The sequence below is a fragment of the Mesorhizobium sp. P2_F8 genome (genome assembly GCF_056403655.1).
The window spans coordinates 282252-300626 of record NZ_JBFUFB010000008.1; the positions used below are offsets into that span (position 1 = coordinate 282252).

Below are 18375 nucleotides of genomic sequence, written 5' to 3' on the forward strand. Positions count from 1 at the left end.
ACCTCGTCCATGCCACGGGTGAAATTCTCCATTCGGATTGCGCTCGCGAGCCTGGTCCCTCAGGGACTTCTTTTCGTGCCGCCGGGCAGCGCCGCGATGTGACCCGTATGCCTTCCTGGTTCCCTCAGCCCTTGTTCTTGTTGTAGACGTCGAACACCACCGCGCCGAGCAGCACCAGGCCTTTCACCACCTGCTGCCAGTCGACATTGACGCCCATGATCGACATGCCGTTGTTCATCACGCCCATGATGAACCCGCCGACCACCGCGCCGATGACCTGGCCGACACCACCCATCGCCGAGGCGCCGCCGATGAACACCGCGGCGATGACGTCGAGCTCGCTGCCAAGGCCTGCCGCCGGCACTGCCTGCCCAAGGCGGGCCGCGATGATCAGGCCGCCAAGCGCTGACAGCACGCCCATATTGACGAACACCATCAGGGTCAGTCGCTCGGTCTTGATGCCCGATAGCTGTGCCGCCTTGGCATTGCCGCCCATTGCGTAGATGCGCCGGCCGATCGTCATGCGTTTGGTGACGAACACGAACAGTGCGATCAGCACGCCCATCACCATGAGAACGATTGGCAGGCCCCTGTAGCTGGCGAACTGGTAGACTAGGAACAGCGCCAGCGCGCTGGTCACCAGGGTCTTGATGACAAACAGCGTGAAAGGCTCGGCTTCGTAGCCGTGCTGCTCGCGCGTGCGCCGTGCCTTGAGCCCGAAATACGCATAGGCGAGCACGGCGACGACGCCAATCAGGATCGTCGTCATGTGCAGTGTCAGGCCGCTGCCGATGATGGTCTTGCCGGCGGCGTTCACCGTCGGCGGGATCAGCGTCAAGGGGCCGATCACGTCCGGAATGAAGCCGGAACTGAGCGCCTTGAAGCCATCTGGAAGCGGTCCCACGGAAGACCCGCCACCCAGCAGCGCCTGGCAGATGCCGCGGAAGATGAGCATTCCGGCCAGCGTCACGATGAAGCTCGGTATTCGGTGATAGGCAATCCAGTAGCCTTGGGCCGCGCCGATGCCGCCGCCGATGATGAGGCAGATGATCGATACAACCAGCGGATTGCTGAGGGGGCCAAGCGGCCAGATGACCATCATCATTGCCGCCAGCGCGCCGATGAAACCGGCGACGGAGCCGACGCTGAGGTCGATATGGCCCGAAACGATCACCAGAAGCATACCCAGCGCCATCACGATGATGAAGCTGTTCTGCTGCACCAAATTGCTCAGGTTCACCGGCTTGAAGAGCGTGCCGGACGTGGTGAACTGGAAGAACACCATGATGGCGATCAGCGCCAGGATCAGGCCGTATTCGCGCAGATTCGTGATCAGCGCCGAGACGGCCACACGCGGCCCCTGCTGCACATCTTCGGCGACGCCGCTTTTCGGCGCGGGAGCGCTTTCGGTGGTCATGATGCTTTTCCTTCTCCCCGAACGATGGCGCGCATGATCTTTTCCTGGCTGGCTTCGCTCGCCGCCATTTCGCCGACGATGCGGCCTTCGTTCATGACGTAGATGCGGTCGGTGATGCCGAGCAGTTCTGGCATCTCCGACGAGATGACGATGATCGCCTTACCCTCGGAGGCGAGGCGGGCGATGATGGTGTAGATTTCATACTTGGCGCCGACGTCGATGCCGCGCGTCGGCTCGTCGAGGATCAGCACTTCCGGATTGGCGAACAGCCATTTCGACAGCACCACCTTCTGTTGATTGCCGCCCGACAGATTGCCGGTCATTTGATAGACGCTGGACGAGCGGATGTTGGTCTTGGCCTTGTAGTCATTGGCGACGGCAAGTTCGCGCAGGTCGTCGATCACGGCGTGGCGCGACACGCCGGGCAGGTTGGCCAGCGTGATGTTGTGCTTGATGTGATCGATGAGATTGAGACCGTAGGTCTTGCGGTCCTCGGTGACGTAGGCAATGCCGTGTTCCACAGCCTTGCTCACCGACGAAACATCGATCGGCTTGCCCTTGAGCAGCACGTCGCCAGTGATGCGGCGGCCATAGGAGCGGCCAAACAGGCTCATGGCGAATTCGGTGCGTCCGGCGCCCATCAGCCCGGCAATGCCGACCACCTCACCCTTGCGGACATCGATATCGATGCCCTTGATCACCTGCCGCTCGGCATGGATTGGGTGATAGACCGACCAGTTCTTCACCTGGAGCACGACCTCGCCGATCTTGGGCTCGCGCGGCGGATAACGGTCGTCGAGCGAACGGCCGACCATCGAGGTGATGATGCGGTCCTCCGAAATGTCTTTCTTGGCAAGTGTTTCGATGGTCCGTCCGTCGCGGATGATGGTGACCTTGTCGGCGACCCGGTTCACCTCGTTGAGCTTGTGCGAGATCAGGATCGAGGTGATGCCTTGCCGCTTGAATTCGAGCAGCAGGTCCAGCAGTGCCTGGCTGTCCTTTTCGGACAGGCTCGCCGTCGGCTCGTCGAGGATCAGCAGCTGCACTTCCTTGCTGAGCGCCTTGGCGATCTCGACCAGCTGCTGCTTGCCGACGCCGATATTGGTGATCAGCGTCTTGGGGTCCTCCTTGAGGCCCACCTTCTTCAGCAAGGCGCTGGTACGTGTCTCGTTGGCATTCCAGTCGATGATGCCAAATCTGGCGTGTTCGTTGCCAAGGAAAATGTTTTCGGCGATCGACAGCATCGGCACCAGTGCAAGCTCCTGGTGAATGATGACGATGCCCTTGTGCTCGCTGTCGTGAATGCCCTTGAAATGGCATTCCTCGCCACGGTAGACGATCGCGCCATCATAGGTGCCGGACGCATAGACGCCCGAGAGCACCTTCATCAGCGTCGACTTGCCGGCGCCGTTCTCGCCGACCACGGCATGAATCTCGCCTTCCTCGACGCTGAGGTTGACGTTCGACAGCGCCTTCACGCCGGGGAACGTCTTGGTGATGTCGCGCATCTCCAAAATCGTCGAGGCCATTGGGACTACCGCTCCCTGAGAGGTCGGCAAACACTGCCGGCGAGGTCGGTAACAATACCGGGCCTGCTGGTGAACGAAAAGGGGCCCTGCGTTGCGCAGGACCCCTGGATTTGAAACCGAATTACTTCAGCTCGTCGGCCTTGATGTAGCCGGAGTCGACGACCAGCGCCTGGTAGTTCGACTTGTCGACTTCATGTGGCGTCAAGAGGATCGAGGGAACGACCTTGACGTCGTTGTTGTAGGTCTTGGTGTCGAGGGCATCCGGCTTGCCACCCGACAGCACCTTGTCGACGAGCTCAACGGTCGACTTGGCCAGTTCGCGGGTGTCTTTGAACACGGTCGAGTACTGCTCGCCCGAGATGATCAGCTTGACCGAGGCGGTCTCGGCGTCCTGACCGGTCACGATCGGCCAGGGCTGAGCGTCCGTGCCGTAGCCGACAGCGCGCAGCGATGCGGTGATACCACGCGACAGGCCGTCATAGGGCGACAGAACGCCATCGACGCGGCTGCCGTCCGAGTAGTTGGCCGAAAGCAGATTGTCCATGCGGGCCTGAGCGGTGGCCGCCAGCCAGCGCAGCGTGCCGACCTTGTCCATGCCGGTCTGGCCGGACTTGATCTTGATCGAGCCGTCGTCGATCAGTGGCTGCAGGACGGAAATCGCGCCATTGTAGAAGAAAAAGGCGTTGTTGTCGTCGGGCGAGCCGCCGAACAGTTCGACGTTCCACGGCTTGGTGTTCGGGAAACGCTCCTTGAGGCCCTTGACCAGCGAATTCGCCTGGATGACGCCGACGCCGAAATTGTCGAAGGTCGTGTAGTAATCGACGTTGGCGGTCTTTTTGATCAGGCGGTCATAGGCGACGACGACGACGCCGGCGTCAGCGGCCTTCTGCAGCGCGTCCGACAGGGTGGTGCCGTCGATCGAGGCGATGATCAGCGCCTTCGGGCCCTTGGTGATTTCATTTTCCAGCTGGCTGAGCTGGTTTGGAATGTCGTCCTGCGCATATTGCAGGTCGACGGTGTAGCCCAGAGCCTCGAGCTGGGACTTGACGGCGTCTCCGTCGTTGATCCAGCGCTGCGAGGTCTTGGTGGGCATCAGCACGCCGACGAGGCCTTTGTCGGCTGCGTAGGCGGTGGCCGACATGGCCGCGATGCTGACCGCCAAGGCGGCGACTAACGTCTTGATGATTTTCACTTAACTCTCCCTGGTTGATGGACGCGGCACCCCGGGGGTCGCGGGCCGCGCAATCGTGCAGAAGCGCCAAGGCACTGCTGCCGTCATATCGATCTCCGGTATCCTCCCATGGCCCCGAGGCGCTGATTTCAATCGATACGATTTTTCTCGTCTGCGACCGTCGCGTCTCGGAACGCGCGAAGGTTGTGATCCTTTGCCATAACTGTCAAATGCGATCTTTGATGATTGCTATATCAATATTGGTATATGATATCGAGGCGAGACGGCTGGCACGACCGCTGGCCGCCTGCGAGCAGAAGCAAGGAGAGGTTATGGCGGCGCTAAGGAATCCGAGTGCGATTTCAAATGGTTACAGAGAGATGCCGGGCGACGGCGAAACCTTGCTGCGCAGTGGCCTCAGCTTACGCCATATGCGCATGATCGTCGCGCTCGACGACCATGGCCGGGTGAGTGCGGCAGCCCAGGTTATGAACATTTCTCAGCCGGCGGCTTCGCGCATGATCAGCGAAATGGAGGCCGTGCTGGAGGTCAAGCTGTGCGAAAGGCTGCCGCGCGGCATCACCTTGACGCCTTTCGGCAAGGCATTATCCAGGCGCGCGCGCTCGATCCTCCTGGAAATGCGAGAGGTCGACCGCGAAATTTCCGAACTTAAGGCGGGCAAAGGCGGCTCGGTGTTCCTCGGCGCTGTGACGGCACCGGCAATCGAGCTGGCGGTGCCGGCGATTCGCGAAATCCGCCGCATCTATCCGCGCATCGAGATCACCATGCAGGTCGAGACCTCCAACGTGCTGGCACGCGAATTGATCGCCACGCGCCATGATTTCATCATCGCGCGCATCCCTGACGATCTCAATCCACGGCTGTTCGAGTCGCGCGTGATCGGCGTCGAGAAGGCCTGCCTGATCGTGCGCCGAGGTCATCCGCTCACCAAGGGCGAGGCGGTGCGGTTGGAGGACACCGCCGCCTACGATTGGGTTTTCCAGTCGGGCGGGTCGCCTTTGCGCCAGGCGATGGAGAGCAATTTCCTCAACCGCAACATCGCTTTGCCCGACCGTATCCTCAACACCAGCTCGCTGCTCTTGACCCTGGTCATGGTCGCACATTCCGATGCGATTGCACCGGTATCGGTCCAGGTGGCGAAATTCATCCAGAATCCCGACGGGCTGGCCGGCGCTATCGACGTCGTCCAGACCGAATTCGACATCGAGGTCAGGCCCTACAGCCTGATCACGGTGAAGAACCGTGTGCTGTCGCCGGCCGCCAAGATGCTGCACGACTTCATCCTGCGAGAGGTGGGATGACGTCTCCGTCAGGCGTCGAGTTCGGGGCTGGCGAACAGCAAGGCGGGAACATTATTTCCTGCCGATGCGTTCATATCCCTGCAAGGGACGATTTCTTCAGGAGACCGAACATGCGCAGCTTCGAAATGATCGACCTGCTTTGCGTGGTCGAGGCCTGCAAGCACGAACGATCGGTCGGGAATTTCGTGTCGATGGCTGAAGGCGTGGAAGAATTGCGGGTTCTGACCGGTGATTTCGTCTCATCGGATGACGTAGTGGCAAACGCGCTTGCAACGGTCGCGCTTGCGCGAGGCTGCTCGGTTGTGTTCGACGAACAGGCGGGCGCTGAAATTGTTGCTGGCGCCATGGGCTGGAGCGGGTAGAGGGAATCGAACCCTCGCGTTCAGCTTGGGAAGCTGACAAGCTACCATTACATCATACCCGCGCGATCCCTCGTTACCATGCGGGTTGGCCTTCGGGCAATCGCAAAGCGGCTTTTACACCGCAGGCTGCGGCGATGCATATCGACCTGCGATTGCTATCTTGCCCTGGCGAGCTTGTTGCCGGCGGCAAAGCTTGGCCAGTACTTCGAGATGGCTAACGTCGCGCCGGCGGAAGAGAAATGACCATAATCGAAATAGAGAAATTGCTTGCTGTCGGCATCTGCGTACGAACAGCCGGCCGCATCGCACAGATATGCCAGCGGATCTATGAATGTCGCCCCTTTGGCGAACGGCAGCACCCGCTTGTTGATCCCCGGATCCATGGCAGTCGGCCAGGACGTGTTCCCGGCATGCTCCCGCCTTGCGAAGAAAGCGATTTTCTGGACGTCGGCGATGAATTCGGGCGACTGGCCGATGACATAGACCTTGACGCCCATGTCGCGAAGCCGATCGATCGTTTTTTGCAGGCCATCGAAGCCCCTGACCTGGTAGTCGGTCCATCGGCCGCTCAGGATCACCGCCCGGATGTTAGCGTCGCGGATAATCGACAAGGCTCGTTCGTTGAAAAGCGTACAGCTTGGCCGGGCATAGGAAAAATAGGTGAGGTCGGGCGGGCAGCCGGCATAGGTGTACTGGATGACATTGGCCTGGATTTTCTGGGCGTTGGCGTCGAGTCCCGAAACATAGTGGGCGGCGAAGGAATCGCCCCACAAAAGCACGTTGGTGGCAAAGCCTTGGGTGCGGGTGCAGTCGGCGAGGTTCCAGGTGTCGATGCGGGCCCCTTCGTTGAAGCAGACGCCGTTGCGCCAGTCGCCGACCCGGATCGGCTCGGTCGAGAAGTCCGGGAACCGTTGCGGAAAACCACCGCCGAGCGCGCCGGCCAAGCCGCCGACACAGAGCAGGACGATCGCCGCCCCCGAAAAGGCGAAGATCGGCAATGGGGCGGTGAACGCCCGTTTCCGGCGAAACGGCTGCTCGACATATTTCCAGGAAAATGTCGCCAGGGCGAAACTGGCTACCATCATCGCGATGACCGTCGGCACGCCGATGGCCTTCAGCGAGAGATAGTGGACGAACGAATTTATCGGCCAGTGAACGAGGTAGAGCGAATAGGAAATGAGGCCAACCCAGACCAGCGGCGCGAACCGAAGGACGCGGGTCGCAAGAGGTGCCGGCCTGTCGGCGCCGGGGTGATCGTGGCCCGCATAGATGAGCAGGGCGGTTCCGATGCAGGGGAACAAGGCATTGTAGCCCGGAAACGGGTCGCTCTCCGAAATCGTTAGAAAGCCGAAGGCGATCAGGGCAAAGCCGGCGAGGCCGATAAGTTCCATCGCCAACCGGCTGGCAAGCGCCGGCGGCTTCTTCAGCATCAGCATGGCGCCAAGCGCCAGTTCCCAGAAGCGCGTCGGCAAAAGGTAGAAGCCGGCTGTCGGCGCCAGCGAGGTTGCCATGACCGCTACGGCAAAGCTGCCGATGGCGATCGGCAGCAGTACCGTCAGCCAGCGCTTCGAGACATATCGGTAGATCAAATAGAGCAGGATCGGTGCGAAGATATAATACTGCTCTTCGACCGAAAGCGACCATGTGTGAAGCAGTGGCCGCAGTTCGGCGTCGATGGAGAAATAGTTCGTCGTCTTCCAGAAATAGATGTTCGACCAGAAGGTCGAGGCGGCGATCACGCTCAAGCTGAATTCGTGCAGATCCGACGGCAGCAGGATGAACCAGGCGGCAATGCTGGCGAGCAGGATGACGAAGGTCAGCGCCGGCAGGATCCGCCGTGCGCGGCGCCAATAGAAGCGACCGATCGAAAACTCGCCGCGCTCGAGATCGTCGAGCAGGCTGCCGCTGATCAGGTATCCCGATATGACGAAGAAGATGTCGACGCCGGTGAAGCCGCCGGGAATGGCGGAGACGCCGAAGTGGAAGAGCAGGACGGGCAGCACCGCCACGGCCCGAAGGCCATCGATGTCGCGCCTGTAGTTCATCCGGACAGGCTCGCGCGCCGCGGCCGGAAGCTTTGGTTCTGCGAGTTCAAGACGCCGCTCATGCGGCGATGTCCCGCTCGTGCAAAAAATTCCGGCTCGTCGCTCTCACATGCCTATCCTCTGCGGTGCAACTTTGCTGCACCGCAACATAAGTGTCAAGGCATGTGCCAGTTCGAATGCCGGCGAGGCCGATCCGGGCCGGCGCGGCGGGATCAGGCGCCGGGCAGGTAGATCACCGCATGATCGTCCGAATAGGCCCGCTTCCAGCCCAGTTGGTCGAAGAAGGGAATGCGACTGTCGTCGGCTGCAATCAGCGCCCAGCCTATGGCGTATTTCTTCAGCTGGGCTTCGAGAAGTGGCTTGCCGTTGCTGTGTCCCGTCTCGTCATCGGCTTTTGTGAAACCACCGAGGAACAGCTGGTCCGTCCGACCGTCGATATAGGTCTTGATCCCGTGGAAGATCAGCGTGCCGCCGAAATTGTAGGAATTCAGCACGTTGCCGGACAGATGATGGCTTTCGGCGAACGCCAGCGCCCCGCTGGCCGACGTCTTCGGGCTCGGCGCGACCTGATAGACGCTGCCGAACACGGCGACCGCGCCGATGACCAAAACAGCTGCCGCGCCGCAAATCGCGTAAAACCGCCTGGCGAAGAATTGTTCCAGCCCGTCGCGCTTTTCAGCCAGCCATGCGGTGGCCGAAAGCGAGGGATATTGCTGTGCGACCTCCATCGCGATCACCACCGGGACCAGGAGGAAGAACAGATACATGAAACGCAGATGAGCGAGAAAGGCATGCAAGGTGAAGACGATGAACAACGCCTTGGCCCAGCCAATTCGCAACCGTGACACCAGCAGCCCGAACAGCGCCACCAGCATCGCAACTTCCTGGACAACGAGATCCTGCGCATTGAACGGTCGCCATTCCGCGATCAGCGACACCGCCTCGTTGCCATAGGCCACGGCGAAGGTCGCCAGGATAGCCTGGACGCCATAGGGGTGGATCAGGCTGACCAGCGGACAAAGCAGACCAAATGCGATCCATTTCGCCACGAGGGCCGGTTTTGTGAGACCTGTACGCGTCAGCAGATCGAGACCGGCGAAAGCTGCGATGACGAAGCTCAAGGTAAAGGTGGCGTGCAGGTTCGCCCACAACACAACCAGCACAAGCAGCCACCAGGGTGGCGCCCGTTCTTCCCATGCCGCACGAAAGAGCATCGCCGTCCAGACGACGATGATCGGGAAAGTGAAGATATGTGGACGCCCCGTAAAGATCGGGGTGATCAGGGCCATTGCAATGAAGGCCAGCGCAATCGACAGGATCGGCTTCAGCCATCTGCTGAGAAACCACCCCATCAGGAAAACCGTCAGGGAAATCATGGCGATGATCAGCGTGACCACGCCGTTCCAGCCTCCCGCCCGGTAGGCAAGAGCCAAAAGGACCTGCCCCAGCCATTCCTTGGCGATCCATGGCTGGCCGGCAAACGTGTAGGAATAGGGGTCGACTGTCGGAAATGTCCGGCTTGCCAGGAGATCCAGTCCGACCTTCACTTGCCACCAACTGTCGGGATCCTGCAGGATGGAGGGCGCAAAGGCGGCCAGCACCGCCGCCATGATACAGGCGGTGAACAGGCAGAATATCAGTTGGATACGCTGATCGTACGTTGCCGCGCCCGCACTGGCCTGAGCGTTGTTCATGGCGCCGCCTCTAATCGCTTCCGATGACAGTTGGTTCAAGGATTTCGACTGGTCGGCATCCGCCGAGACCCACCGGCCATCGGAAGGTTCCGGTCGGCTTCATCGTCTTCGCGACCTCCGCGCCCGACAAACACGAAGTGAGCCGAACCGAGGTAGAAAACAACCGAATAGACGCAGATTCCCGCGAGGTGAACCAGGGGGCTTTCTGTGATGCCTGCTGACCGGGCGGCGATCACGACTGCCAGATTGATGCTGTAGGCGACCAGGAAGACGCCCCCATATCGCAACAGGGTTCCTGACCGGAAGCCATCGGCGCTGGTGAAGGTCCATTGGCGGTTGAGGAAGAAGCCGAGGACAAGGCCGGCGCCAAAGCCCGTGGCATTGGCGACGATGTCGCCAAAACCCAACGCAAGTCCGGCCAGAATGACGGCGTAGCCCAGCGCCGTGTTCAACAGACCGACGACGCCAAATCGCAGCATCCTCGGATAGTCAAACGGCAGGTTTGACCGCATGCGCAAAATATTGGGCTCCGACAGGAATCTTGGTGAGGAAACGCTCGAACGGCCTCAGCTGCGCAAGCAGCCGAGGAAAGAAGATCCGGTAGATGATCCGGGTGTTGGCAAGACCAGCCTCGGCCATGCGCCTGCGCATCTCGTGCGAATTGATCAAAACCGCGTTCTCGTCGAAGGCGCAATTTCTCACCGCGTGCGTGGTCAGCGGGTTCCACGGATTGTGCTCGAAAACAAAGAAGCTGCCGCCACCGGCCAGCACCCTGCCAATCTCCGCGAGCAGTCCGACCTGGAGATCTTCGGGAATGTGGTGGAAGACGCAGGCCGCGAAAGCCAGGTCGAAGCTGCCGTCGGCAAAGGGAATTGTCTCGCCGTCGAAATGCGTGAAGGCGGCCTGGCCGGGGAAGCGCTTGCTGGCGATGTCGAGCGATTCCCGCGAAGGATCGAGCAAGGTGATCTCGCTGTCGGGAAAAGCGTTGCGCATATGGCCGAGCGAGTTGCCGACACCGGCGCCGAAGTCGAGTATCCGTCGCGGTTTCACGCCGGCCCGCCTCAGCGTCGCGGCGATGTCGTCGATCTTGTACTTGGCGAAGAAGTCCGGGGTTTCGCCGCTCAGCCTTATGCTCGCGGCGTGCTGCTCTTGGTATTCCCGTGCAAACTGGTCGAACTCCGCCTCAAGCACGTGCGGCCCTCTTTGCCATCTCCTGCAGGCGGTGGACGGGCAGATCCTTGTCCTCGACTGCCTGGCTGCGCGAAACGATCTCGTTGACGAAGTAAAGCGGCCGCCGCTTTGTCTCCATGTACATGCGCCCGAGATACTCGCCGAAGATACCAAGCACCATAAGCTGGACGCTGCCAAGGATCAGCACGATCGCGGCAAGGCTGGTCCAGCCGGGCAACACGTTTCCGACCGACCATTCGACCAGGGTGTAGCCGAGCACGACCAGGCCCAGAAGCCCGAACAACATTCCAAGCAGCGAGGCGAACCGCAAGGGTGCGATGGAAAAGCTGGTCATCGCGTCGACCGCCAGAAGAACCATCTTCTTCAGAGGATAGTGGGTGGTGCCGGCAAAGCGCCGATGCCGTTCATAGGGGAAGGCCACCTGTTTCAGCCCGATCCAGCTCACCATGCCGCGAATGAACCTGTAGCGTTCGGGCATCGCGTTCAGATGGTCGAGCGCGCGGCGGCTCATCAGCCGGAAATCCCCTGAATTCGAAGCGATCTCGACATCGACCATGCGGCGCAGCAAGCGATAGAACATCGAGGCGGAGGCGAGCTTGAACCAGCTTTCCCCGTCGCGGCTCTGCCGTTGGCCGTAAACGACATCGAAGCCTTCATTCATCTTCGCCATCATCGCGCCGAGCAGTTCAGGCGGATCCTGCAGGTCGGCATCGAGAATGAGAATGCGCTGGCCGCGACAGAATTCGAGCCCCGCGCTCAACGCGATCTGGTGGCCGTAGTTGCGGGCAAGGTCGATGGCGACGACATGGTCGTCCTTTTCCGCCAATTGGAAAATGGCCTCGCGTGTGCCGTCGGTCGCGCCGTCGATGACAAGCACGATCTCATAGGAGGATCCCTGTTCCAGGCATGCGGCCGTCACCCGTCGATGAAGTTCGGCCACCCCATCCAGTTCATTGTAGCATGGGACGACCACCGACAGCATGACGGCGCGTCGCGCGGTGTTTTTCTCCATCTCCACCAAATGCCTTGCTCCCGCTATTCGATTGGGAATAGCGGCAATTGGTTAGAAAACAGATAAGCCAGCGGGGTCGGTCGCGGGCATTGGCCGGCCTCTCGCCGGCGGCGACGGTCACGACCGAACCGGCAGTTCCATGCGGATGCGCGCGCCGCGCCAGGACCCCGCCAATATCCGGATGGTGCCATCATGCAGAAGCGCGACCTGGCGGGAAAGGTTCGACCTTGGCCGGGAGGCCGCCGGCTAAACCCTGCTCGATACCGGCGCCGAAGAGATAGCCGAGTTTCCATCCGTCGGTGCTGCTCACCTTGTCGCCCTTGTCGAATTTGGTCAGCGCAACGCCCCCGGTTCCGAACAGCATCGTCTGGTCGAAGCTTACGCCGGCCCTGGCCTTGGCGGCACCGCGCCACTTTTCCTTGACCTTGCCGCCCTCGACGTCGTGCGCGGCGCCGCGCAGGTAGGAGCCTTCGATCTCGGCCCCCAGGACTCCCGGGCCTAGCTGCTGATTCTAGCCGGCCTGGATACCGCCGCTGAGGCCGTTTCTGCCGGCAAACGGATTCGGCATCCCAGTGAATGTCGTGCCGCCATGTACGCCGACATAGGCGCCGCTCCACTGAAAGGCGGGAGGATCGTTTCAGGCAGGCGCAAGATCGGCAGCCATGGCCGAGCCGTTCAGGCACATGGCAAGCGCACTCGCCGTCAGCAGCATCATTGCTTGGGGGGGACATTGCACTACTCCAACACGCACGCGCATCCGACGATACGCAGGTTGATCTCTTGGGAGCCTGACCATTGGGACGGTCGCGCTCCCGTTCACTTGTCTCGCCGGGAACGGTTGCGCTGGTTACGGGAACTGACGCAAGGCAGTCGTGTTGGGTGACCGGATCTTTCGCGCAACCTCTGCCTGAAAGACGTGGATTATCTCGCAGGCGAAAATTGCACGCACATTGCGGGAAATCGAAAAATGAAGATTTTTCGCTTTATTTTCAACAAATTAGATAGGTGCTTACCGTTTCTTAGCAAATCGGCATGGGCTCTATCAGTATCATTCGCACGACAGTGCCGCGCTCTGTCTCGCCCAAGGCCTCGGCTATCCAAGCAAACCTGTCGGCTTGAAGCCGGGTAGCCAAGTGCGTATGTCTGGGCCGACGCCCTCGAGTCTGGTCACCTCAATCGGGAGACGGGCCTTGTCCGCATTGACGCGCTTTCTCGGCGACTCGCCGCTTAGGGTGATCCTGAAGCTGCTGGTGGTGTCGTTTCTCGTCGGCCTGGTCATGAATGCCTTCGGCTGGTCGCCGATGGACGTGTTCTATGGCATCCGGAAGTTCTTCACCGATCTCTGGAATCTCGGCTTCCACGCCATCGATCGCTTTCTCGGCTACATCCTGCTGGGTGCGGCGATCGTCGTCCCGGCCTTCATCCTGATCAGGATCGCCAGCTACCGGAAGTAGAGCATGATCCCGAAAAGTGGGAACCGGTTTTCGGACAAGATCATGTGTAAAAGGATTATCTGATATAGCTTGACGCCACCTCGAACAGGATGGCGTGGCGAGCGGCGAGCGTTGCCACATCGGTTGAATAACCGCCACCGATGACGCCGCAGACGGGAATGCCCAGCGTGCGAAAATGGCGGATCACCATGTCGTCGCGGGCGCGCAGGCCGTCATCCGATAGCGACAGCCGTCCAAGCCTGTCCTCGGCATGGACGTCGACGCCGGCATTGTAGAAGACGATGTCCCAATGCGCTTGGGCCGACAGCTCCGGCAGGAGGGTGGCGAGCCTTTCGACATAGGCAGCGTCACCTGTGCCGTCGGGCAGCGCGACATCGAGGTCGGAGGCGATCTTGCGCACAGGGTAGTTGCGGTCGCCATGCATGGAAAAGCTGAACGCACGTGGATCGTCCGCGAGAATGTCGGCCGTGCCGTCGCCCTGATGCACGTCGAGATCGACGACCAGGATGTTTTGCACGGCGCCCTCGGCAAGGAGCACCAGCGCGGCGACAGCGACATCGTTAAAGGTGCAGAAGCCGGCGCCTTGCGCGCGCCGCGCGTGATGGCTGCCGCCGGCGGTGTTGCAGGCGATGCCGTGGCGCAAGGCGAGCCGCGCCGCCAGCACCGTGCCGCCGGTGGCGAGCTGGGCGCGCAAGGAGACACGTGGGCCAACCGGAAAGCCGATCTCTCGCTCGATTTTTTCAGGCACCGAGCAGTTGATGACCTGGTCGACATACTCCGCCGCATGGGCAAGTTTCAGCCATGATGCCGGCGCCGGTTCGGTGGTGTTGAGCGCGCCGGGCCCGGCCAGACCGCGTGCGCGCAAGGCATCCATCAGCAGCGGATATTTGCTCATCGGAAAGCGATGATTGACGGCGAAGCCGGCGTCGTAGTCGGGATGGTGGACGATCTGCAGGGGCATGAACTGGATCCGGCGGGCTCGCGCCAGAAAAGGGATTCGGTTGGCCGTCACGGGATGGGTGATTGCGCGATGCCGGCAAAATGGGGCACACCGGCTGTTCGATCAAGCCGCAATCAGCAAGGCAGCAATCCTTTGGACAAGGGTGCAACCCCAGCCGACGCCAGATACTTTGTCGTCACCAACCGGTCCGTGCTCGCCATCGCGGTGCCGATGACGCTTGCCTATCTGACGACACCTATGCTTGGCCTGGTCGACACTGCGGTTGTCGGCCAGTTCGGCGACGCCGCCTTGCTCGGCGGCCTGGCGGCAGGCGCACTTGTTTTCGACGTCGTCTTCACCACCTTCAATTTCCTGCGCTCGGGTACCACCGGCCTCGTCGCCCAGGCCTTCGGGCGCGGCGACGAACTGGAGGAACAAGCGGTGTTCTGGCGCGCGGTGCTGATCGCGGTTGTCGCCGGCATCGTGCTCGCCGCACTTGCGCCGCTGGTTGCCATCGCCGGGCAAAAGTTCATGGGCGCCGAACCGCGCGTCAGCGAGGCAATGGCCGTCTATATCCACATCAGGATGCTCGCAGCCCCCTTCTCGCTGATCAACTATGCCATCCTCGGCTATGTCCTGGGGCGCGGCGAGGGCGGGCTAGGGCTGATGCTGCAATTGGTGCTGAACGGCATCAACATCGCGCTCTGCTTCCTGCTTGGATTGAAGCTTGGCTGGGGCGTGGCAGGCGTCGCCTGGGCTACCGTCGCCGGTGAGTTCCTCGCCATGCTGCTCGGCCTGGCGATCGTGGTTCGCCGGTTCCGGGCAGCGCCGTCCTTGCCACGCCACCGCCTGCTCGACATGGCCGCCTTCCTGCGCATGCTGTCGCTCAACCGCGACATCATGATCCGTTCGTTCTCGCTGCTGGCCGCCTTCGCACTGTTCACCCGCCAGGGTGCGCAGTTCGGCACGGTGACGCTGGCCGCCAACGCCGTGCTGATGAATTTCTTTCTCGTTGCCGGCTATTTCCTCGATGGCTTTGCCACCGCTGCCGAACAACTGGCCGGCCGTGCCGTCGGCGCGCGTGCCGCCACACCGTTCCGGCAGGCCGTGCGGCTCACCTTGTTTTGGGGATTCGGGCTGGCGGGTGCGGCGACCCTGGTGCTGCTGCTGGCCGGCGCCAATATGGTTGCTCTCGTGACGACGTCGGTGGAGGTCCGTTCAGTGGCCGATATCTACCTGCCATGGGCGGCGTTCACCGCGTTGAGCGGCGTGCTGGCATTCCAGATGGATGGCGTCTTCATCGGCGCGACCTGGTCGCGTGACATGCGCAACATGATGCTGCTGTCGTTCCTGGTCTTTGTAGTCGCGTTGCTCACCTTGGCGCCTGCCTTCGGCAATCATGGCCTTTGGGCGGCGTTGCACGTCTTCTTGCTGGCGCGGGGCTTCAGCCTGCTGACGATTTTGCGGCTGCGACTGCGGACGGCGTTCAGCTGAGCGGTTTCGACGCCCATTGATCGAGATGGCTGTCGCGCAAATCGCGAATGGATCTGAGGCGCCCCGTTTCGGCAAAGCGTGCCATCCCGGCGACGATCCGGCCCGGCAGTGCGGGGCCGGCATAGATCATGCTGGTGTAGAGCTGGATGAGATCGGCTCCGGCGCGGATCTTTTCCAGCGCCGCGTCGGTCGAATCGACGCCGCCGACGCCGATGATGGCAAGCTCTGGCCCGAGCAGTTTGCGCATCTTGGCCAGCACGATGGTCGAGCGTTCGAACAGTGGTCTGCCGGAGAGCCCGCCTGTCTCGCGCGCGGCGTCGCCACTGCGCAGCCCTGGCCGGGAGATGGTGGTGTTGGAGACGATGACACCGTCGATCCGCTTCTCGGTGACCTTGGCGGCGATGTCTTCCAGCTCGGACTCGACCAGGTCCGGCGCGATCTTGAGGAAGACTGGCGGCTGCGCCGTTGCGGCGGCGCGCGCGGCCATGACGCGTGACAAAAGCTCGCCGAGCTGCTCGCGCGCCTGCATGTTGCGCAGGCCCGGCGTGTTGGGCGAGGAGATGTTGACGGTCAGATAGCTGGCGTAGGGCGCAAAGCGGGTAACACCACGCTCATAGTCGCCGATGCGGTCGGCACTGTCCTTGTTGGCGCCGATGTTGACGCCGACGATGCCGTCGCGCCCCTCGCGGGCGGTGAGGCGCTTTTCGGCAGCCGCGTGGCCTTCATTGTTGAAGCCCAGCCGGTTGATCACCGCCTCATCCGCCGTCAGCCGGAAGATGCGCGGTTTCGGGTTGCCGGCCTGCGGCAGCGGCGTGACCGTGCCGACCTCGGCAAAGCCGAAGCCGAGCCCAAGCAGCGCATCGGGCACCTCGGCGTTCTTGTCATAGCCGGCCGCCATGCCGAGCGGGTTGGGGAAATCGAGGCCGCAGACCGTCACCTTCAGCCGCGCATCGCGCGTTGTCCGCGCGCCGACAGGCAGGCCGCATCGCAGCGCGGCGATCGACATGCCATGCGCGGTTTCCGGATCGAATGTGAACAGCAGCTTCTGGCCGAGCCTGTCGAGCACGCTCATTCGGCCTCCAGTGCCGGGAACAGGTGGGTACCGTCGGCGCCAAGCGGCAGCGGTCGGACCCAAAGGACGGCTTTCATGTCCAGCACGCCATAGAGATGCGGAAACAGCGCGCCGCCCCGCGAGACCTCGTATTTCAGCGCGGCGCCCAGACGCGAGCCGTCGATGGCGACCAGCAGGAGGCCGGTCTGGCCGGTAAAATGCTTCGCCGCCGTTTCCCTGACCTGCCCTGCCGTAGAGAAATGGATGAAGCCATCGGCGACATCGATCGGCGCGCCGGTGAAGCGGCCATTGGCTTCGGCCTCGCGCCAAGGCGCTTCCGGGGTTATCTTGTAGATAAACTGAGACATGGTTGCGCTATAGTCCGAACCAGCCACGCGGGAAAGACCAAGCCAAGGGTCTTCCCCATTTCCGGCGCAAACATGCGATAAATCAGGCTTTGGCCATGGAGGACAACATGCGTCTGCAGCACATCTTGATCCCCGCCGCGCTCGTTTCGCTCGTCGCGGCTTCAGCTTATTCGGAAGAAACCGACCGCTACCGGCTGGAGAAGTCGGCCAACGGTTATGTCCGCATGGACACGCAGACCGGTGCGATGTCGATCTGCGAGGAACGCTCCGGCCAACTCGTCTGCAAGATGGCGGCTGACGAACGCGCCGCTTTCCAGGACGAGGTCGACCGCCTTCAGACCTCGATGAAGGCGATGGACGAGCGCGTCACCAAGCTCGAGAATTCGCTCTCCGCCCGCCTCGAATCGCAATTGCCGAGCGAGGAGGATTTCAACAAGACGATGAGCTACATGGAGCGTTTCCTGCGTGGTTTCATGGGCATCGTCAAGGATATGGACAAGGACAACGGCGCCCAGCTCAACTCGCAGAAGACCTGAGCGCTCGAAACAGGTAAAACGCGGCGCGCTGGCTTTGCCGCTTGAAAACAGCGCGCAGCCCCTCATAATCGTCCAACTGGTCCCGCAAAGAGCTAAAAAATCATCGGGATTCGGGGAGGGTTATTTGCCGTCAGGCTATTCTTTCGTCATCGCAGACGACCACCCGCTGTTTCGCGGTGCGCTGCGCGAAGCGCTCGCCGGCATCGGCAATGTCGCGGCAATCCATGAAGCCGGTGATTTCGAGAGCGCCAAGGCGCTGGTCGTGGCCAACGAAGATGTCGATCTGGTGCTGCTCGATCTGTCGATGCCGGGCGCCAGCGGCCTTTCCGGCCTGATCTCGCTGCGCGGCATCCATCCGGCGGTGCCGCTGGTCGTGGTCTCGGCGCATGACGACCCGGCGACCATCAGGCGTGCGCTCGATCTCGGTGCTTCCGGCTTCATCTCCAAGTCGGCCAGCATGGAGGAGATCCGCGACGCCGTGCAGTCGGTGCTTGCCGGCGACATCGCCGCGCCCGTCGGCATCGATCTCGGCGTCGAGCGCGATCCCGAGATTTCCGACCTGATCAAGCGCCTGCAGGCGCTGACCCCGCAGCAGACCCGCGTGCTCGGCATGCTGGCCGAGGGCCTGCTCAACAAGCAGATCGCCTATGAGCTCGGCGTCTCCGAGGCGACGATCAAGGCGCATGTCTCGGCCATCCTGCAAAAGCTCGGCGTCGATAGCCGCACCCAGGCAGTGATCCTGCTGTCCAAGATCGGCAGCGACCCGCTGCAGCCGGCCGGCTGACACGC

Annotated in this window: 18 protein-coding genes and 1 tRNA gene; 6 read left to right on the plus strand and 13 right to left on the minus strand. The window is 61.8% G+C overall.

Features of this window, described 5'->3' with window-relative positions; translation table 11 throughout:
* Nucleotides 1-124: 124 nt before the first annotated feature.
* The 3 genes from mmsB to chvE all read right to left on the minus strand — a co-directional run bounded on the left by mmsB (nucleotide 125) and on the right by chvE (nucleotide 4138).
* The gene (gene mmsB, locus AC1DZP_RS21420; RefSeq protein ID WP_095082262.1) at nucleotides 125-1417 is read right to left on the minus strand and encodes a multiple monosaccharide ABC transporter permease; all 1293 of its coding nucleotides are present in this window, start codon (nucleotides 1415-1417) and stop codon (nucleotides 125-127) included.
* Nucleotides 1414-2946, minus strand: coding sequence for a multiple monosaccharide ABC transporter ATP-binding protein (mmsA, locus tag AC1DZP_RS21425; RefSeq protein WP_477225370.1), 1533 nt, complete (start codon nucleotides 2944-2946; stop codon nucleotides 1414-1416). Before mmsA ends, mmsB begins: the two co-directional genes overlap by 4 nt.
* 121 nt (nucleotides 2947-3067) lie before the next feature.
* The gene (chvE, locus tag AC1DZP_RS21430) at nucleotides 3068-4138 is read right to left on the minus strand and encodes a multiple monosaccharide ABC transporter substrate-binding protein (RefSeq protein ID WP_184877702.1); all 1071 of its coding nucleotides are present in this window, start codon (nucleotides 4136-4138) and stop codon (nucleotides 3068-3070) included.
* Nucleotides 4139-4449: 311 nt separating this feature from the next.
* Here chvE and AC1DZP_RS21435 point away from each other — a divergent pair, with 311 nt between their 5' ends.
* Together AC1DZP_RS21435 and AC1DZP_RS21440 are read left to right on the plus strand one after the other, a co-directional pair.
* The gene (locus AC1DZP_RS21435; RefSeq protein WP_477305157.1) at nucleotides 4450-5439 is read left to right on the plus strand and encodes a LysR family transcriptional regulator; all 990 of its coding nucleotides are present in this window, start codon (nucleotides 4450-4452) and stop codon (nucleotides 5437-5439) included.
* A 110-nt stretch (nucleotides 5440-5549) separates the two neighbouring features.
* Entirely contained in the window at nucleotides 5550-5801 is a 252-nt protein-coding gene (locus tag AC1DZP_RS21440; protein ID WP_477305159.1) for a hypothetical protein, read from the plus strand.
* Here AC1DZP_RS21440 and AC1DZP_RS21445 read toward each other — a convergent pair.
* The 7 genes from AC1DZP_RS21445 to AC1DZP_RS21475 all read right to left on the minus strand — a co-directional run bounded on the left by AC1DZP_RS21445 (nucleotide 5790) and on the right by AC1DZP_RS21475 (nucleotide 12107).
* Nucleotides 5790-5863 (minus strand) — tRNA-Gly (locus tag AC1DZP_RS21445). The genes AC1DZP_RS21440 and AC1DZP_RS21445 overlap by 12 nt on opposite strands.
* A 93-nt stretch (nucleotides 5864-5956) precedes the next feature.
* Nucleotides 5957-7846 (minus strand): acyltransferase family protein, encoded by a 1890-nt coding sequence (locus tag AC1DZP_RS21450; RefSeq protein ID WP_477225372.1) that lies wholly within the window; start codon nucleotides 7844-7846, stop codon nucleotides 5957-5959.
* Between the two features lie 212 nt (nucleotides 7847-8058).
* Nucleotides 8059-9540, minus strand: a complete 1482-nt coding sequence (locus AC1DZP_RS21455) for a hypothetical protein (RefSeq protein WP_477225373.1) — start codon at nucleotides 9538-9540, stop codon at nucleotides 8059-8061.
* Between the two features lie 35 nt (nucleotides 9541-9575).
* Nucleotides 9576-10052: a GtrA family protein gene (locus AC1DZP_RS21460; protein WP_477225374.1), complete on the minus strand. Its 477-nt coding sequence runs from the start codon at nucleotides 10050-10052 to the stop codon at nucleotides 9576-9578.
* Complete coding sequence (locus AC1DZP_RS21465; RefSeq protein ID WP_477305161.1) at nucleotides 10030-10731, minus strand: class I SAM-dependent methyltransferase; 702 nt, start codon at nucleotides 10729-10731, stop codon at nucleotides 10030-10032. The genes AC1DZP_RS21460 and AC1DZP_RS21465 overlap by 23 nt, the downstream gene beginning before the upstream one ends.
* The gene (locus tag AC1DZP_RS21470) at nucleotides 10724-11743 is read right to left on the minus strand and encodes a glycosyltransferase family 2 protein (protein ID WP_457153268.1); all 1020 of its coding nucleotides are present in this window, start codon (nucleotides 11741-11743) and stop codon (nucleotides 10724-10726) included. The genes AC1DZP_RS21465 and AC1DZP_RS21470 overlap by 8 nt, the downstream gene beginning before the upstream one ends.
* A gap of 190 nt (nucleotides 11744-11933) precedes the next feature.
* Nucleotides 11934-12107 carry a hypothetical protein gene (locus AC1DZP_RS21475; protein ID WP_477305163.1) on the minus strand — a complete coding sequence of 58 codons (174 nt, stop codon included), beginning with the start codon at nucleotides 12105-12107 and terminating at the stop codon, nucleotides 11934-11936.
* An 826-nt stretch (nucleotides 12108-12933) separates the two neighbouring features.
* Between AC1DZP_RS21475 and AC1DZP_RS21480 the strand changes: the two genes are divergently transcribed.
* On the plus strand, nucleotides 12934-13197 hold the full coding sequence (locus tag AC1DZP_RS21480) for a DUF6460 domain-containing protein (RefSeq protein ID WP_457153262.1): 264 nt from the start codon (nucleotides 12934-12936) through the stop codon (nucleotides 13195-13197).
* A 55-nt stretch (nucleotides 13198-13252) separates the two neighbouring features.
* On the opposite strand, the gene AC1DZP_RS21485 is transcribed toward AC1DZP_RS21480, so the two are convergent.
* On the minus strand, nucleotides 13253-14158 hold the full coding sequence (locus AC1DZP_RS21485) for a histone deacetylase family protein (protein ID WP_477305165.1): 906 nt from the start codon (nucleotides 14156-14158) through the stop codon (nucleotides 13253-13255).
* Between the two features lie 132 nt (nucleotides 14159-14290).
* Between AC1DZP_RS21485 and AC1DZP_RS21490 the strand changes: the two genes are divergently transcribed.
* On the plus strand, nucleotides 14291-15631 hold the full coding sequence (locus AC1DZP_RS21490; RefSeq protein WP_477305167.1) for an MATE family efflux transporter: 1341 nt from the start codon (nucleotides 14291-14293) through the stop codon (nucleotides 15629-15631).
* On the opposite strand, the gene AC1DZP_RS21495 is transcribed toward AC1DZP_RS21490, so the two are convergent.
* Both AC1DZP_RS21495 and AC1DZP_RS21500 read right to left on the minus strand, forming a co-directional pair.
* Nucleotides 15624-16703 (minus strand): quinone-dependent dihydroorotate dehydrogenase, encoded by a 1080-nt coding sequence (locus AC1DZP_RS21495; RefSeq protein ID WP_477305169.1) that lies wholly within the window; start codon nucleotides 16701-16703, stop codon nucleotides 15624-15626. The genes AC1DZP_RS21490 and AC1DZP_RS21495 overlap by 8 nt on opposite strands.
* Nucleotides 16700-17050, minus strand: coding sequence for a DUF952 domain-containing protein (locus AC1DZP_RS21500; RefSeq protein ID WP_477305171.1), 351 nt, complete (start codon nucleotides 17048-17050; stop codon nucleotides 16700-16702). Before AC1DZP_RS21500 ends, AC1DZP_RS21495 begins: the two co-directional genes overlap by 4 nt.
* A 107-nt stretch (nucleotides 17051-17157) precedes the next feature.
* Between AC1DZP_RS21500 and AC1DZP_RS21505 the strand changes: the two genes are divergently transcribed.
* On the plus strand, nucleotides 17158-17586 hold the full coding sequence (locus AC1DZP_RS21505) for a hypothetical protein (RefSeq protein WP_477305173.1): 429 nt from the start codon (nucleotides 17158-17160) through the stop codon (nucleotides 17584-17586).
* Between the two features lie 124 nt (nucleotides 17587-17710).
* Nucleotides 17711-18370, plus strand: a complete 660-nt coding sequence (locus AC1DZP_RS21510) for a response regulator transcription factor (RefSeq protein WP_095082229.1) — start codon at nucleotides 17711-17713, stop codon at nucleotides 18368-18370.
* The last annotated feature ends 5 nt before the right edge of the window (nucleotides 18371-18375 follow it).

Bases quoted from the DNA above. Each gene is read 5' to 3' on its own strand.
- mmsB (WP_095082262.1), bottom strand. From the start codon at position 1,417: ATGACCACCGAAAGCGCTCCCGCGCCGAAAAGCGGCGTCGCCGAAGAT.
- mmsA (WP_477225370.1), bottom strand. From the start codon at position 2,946: ATGGCCTCGACGATTTTGGAGATGCGCGACATCACCAAGACGTTCCCC.
- AC1DZP_RS21435 (WP_477305157.1), top strand. From the start codon at position 4,450: ATGGCGGCGCTAAGGAATCCGAGTGCGATTTCAAATGGTTACAGAGAG.
- AC1DZP_RS21440 (WP_477305159.1), top strand. From the start codon at position 5,550: ATGCGCAGCTTCGAAATGATCGACCTGCTTTGCGTGGTCGAGGCCTGC.
- AC1DZP_RS21450 (WP_477225372.1), bottom strand. From the start codon at position 7,846: ATGAACTACAGGCGCGACATCGATGGCCTTCGGGCCGTGGCGGTGCTG.
- AC1DZP_RS21455 (WP_477225373.1), bottom strand. From the start codon at position 9,540: ATGAACAACGCTCAGGCCAGTGCGGGCGCGGCAACGTACGATCAGCGT.
- AC1DZP_RS21460 (WP_477225374.1), bottom strand. From the start codon at position 10,052: ATGCGGTCAAACCTGCCGTTTGACTATCCGAGGATGCTGCGATTTGGC.
- AC1DZP_RS21470 (WP_457153268.1), bottom strand. From the start codon at position 11,743: ATGGAGAAAAACACCGCGCGACGCGCCGTCATGCTGTCGGTGGTCGTC.
- AC1DZP_RS21475 (WP_477305163.1), bottom strand. From the start codon at position 12,107: ATGCTGTTCGGAACCGGGGGCGTTGCGCTGACCAAATTCGACAAGGGC.
- AC1DZP_RS21485 (WP_477305165.1), bottom strand. From the start codon at position 14,158: ATGCCCCTGCAGATCGTCCACCATCCCGACTACGACGCCGGCTTCGCC.
- AC1DZP_RS21495 (WP_477305169.1), bottom strand. From the start codon at position 16,703: ATGAGCGTGCTCGACAGGCTCGGCCAGAAGCTGCTGTTCACATTCGAT.
- AC1DZP_RS21500 (WP_477305171.1), bottom strand. From the start codon at position 17,050: ATGTCTCAGTTTATCTACAAGATAACCCCGGAAGCGCCTTGGCGCGAG.
- AC1DZP_RS21505 (WP_477305173.1), top strand. From the start codon at position 17,158: ATGCGTCTGCAGCACATCTTGATCCCCGCCGCGCTCGTTTCGCTCGTC.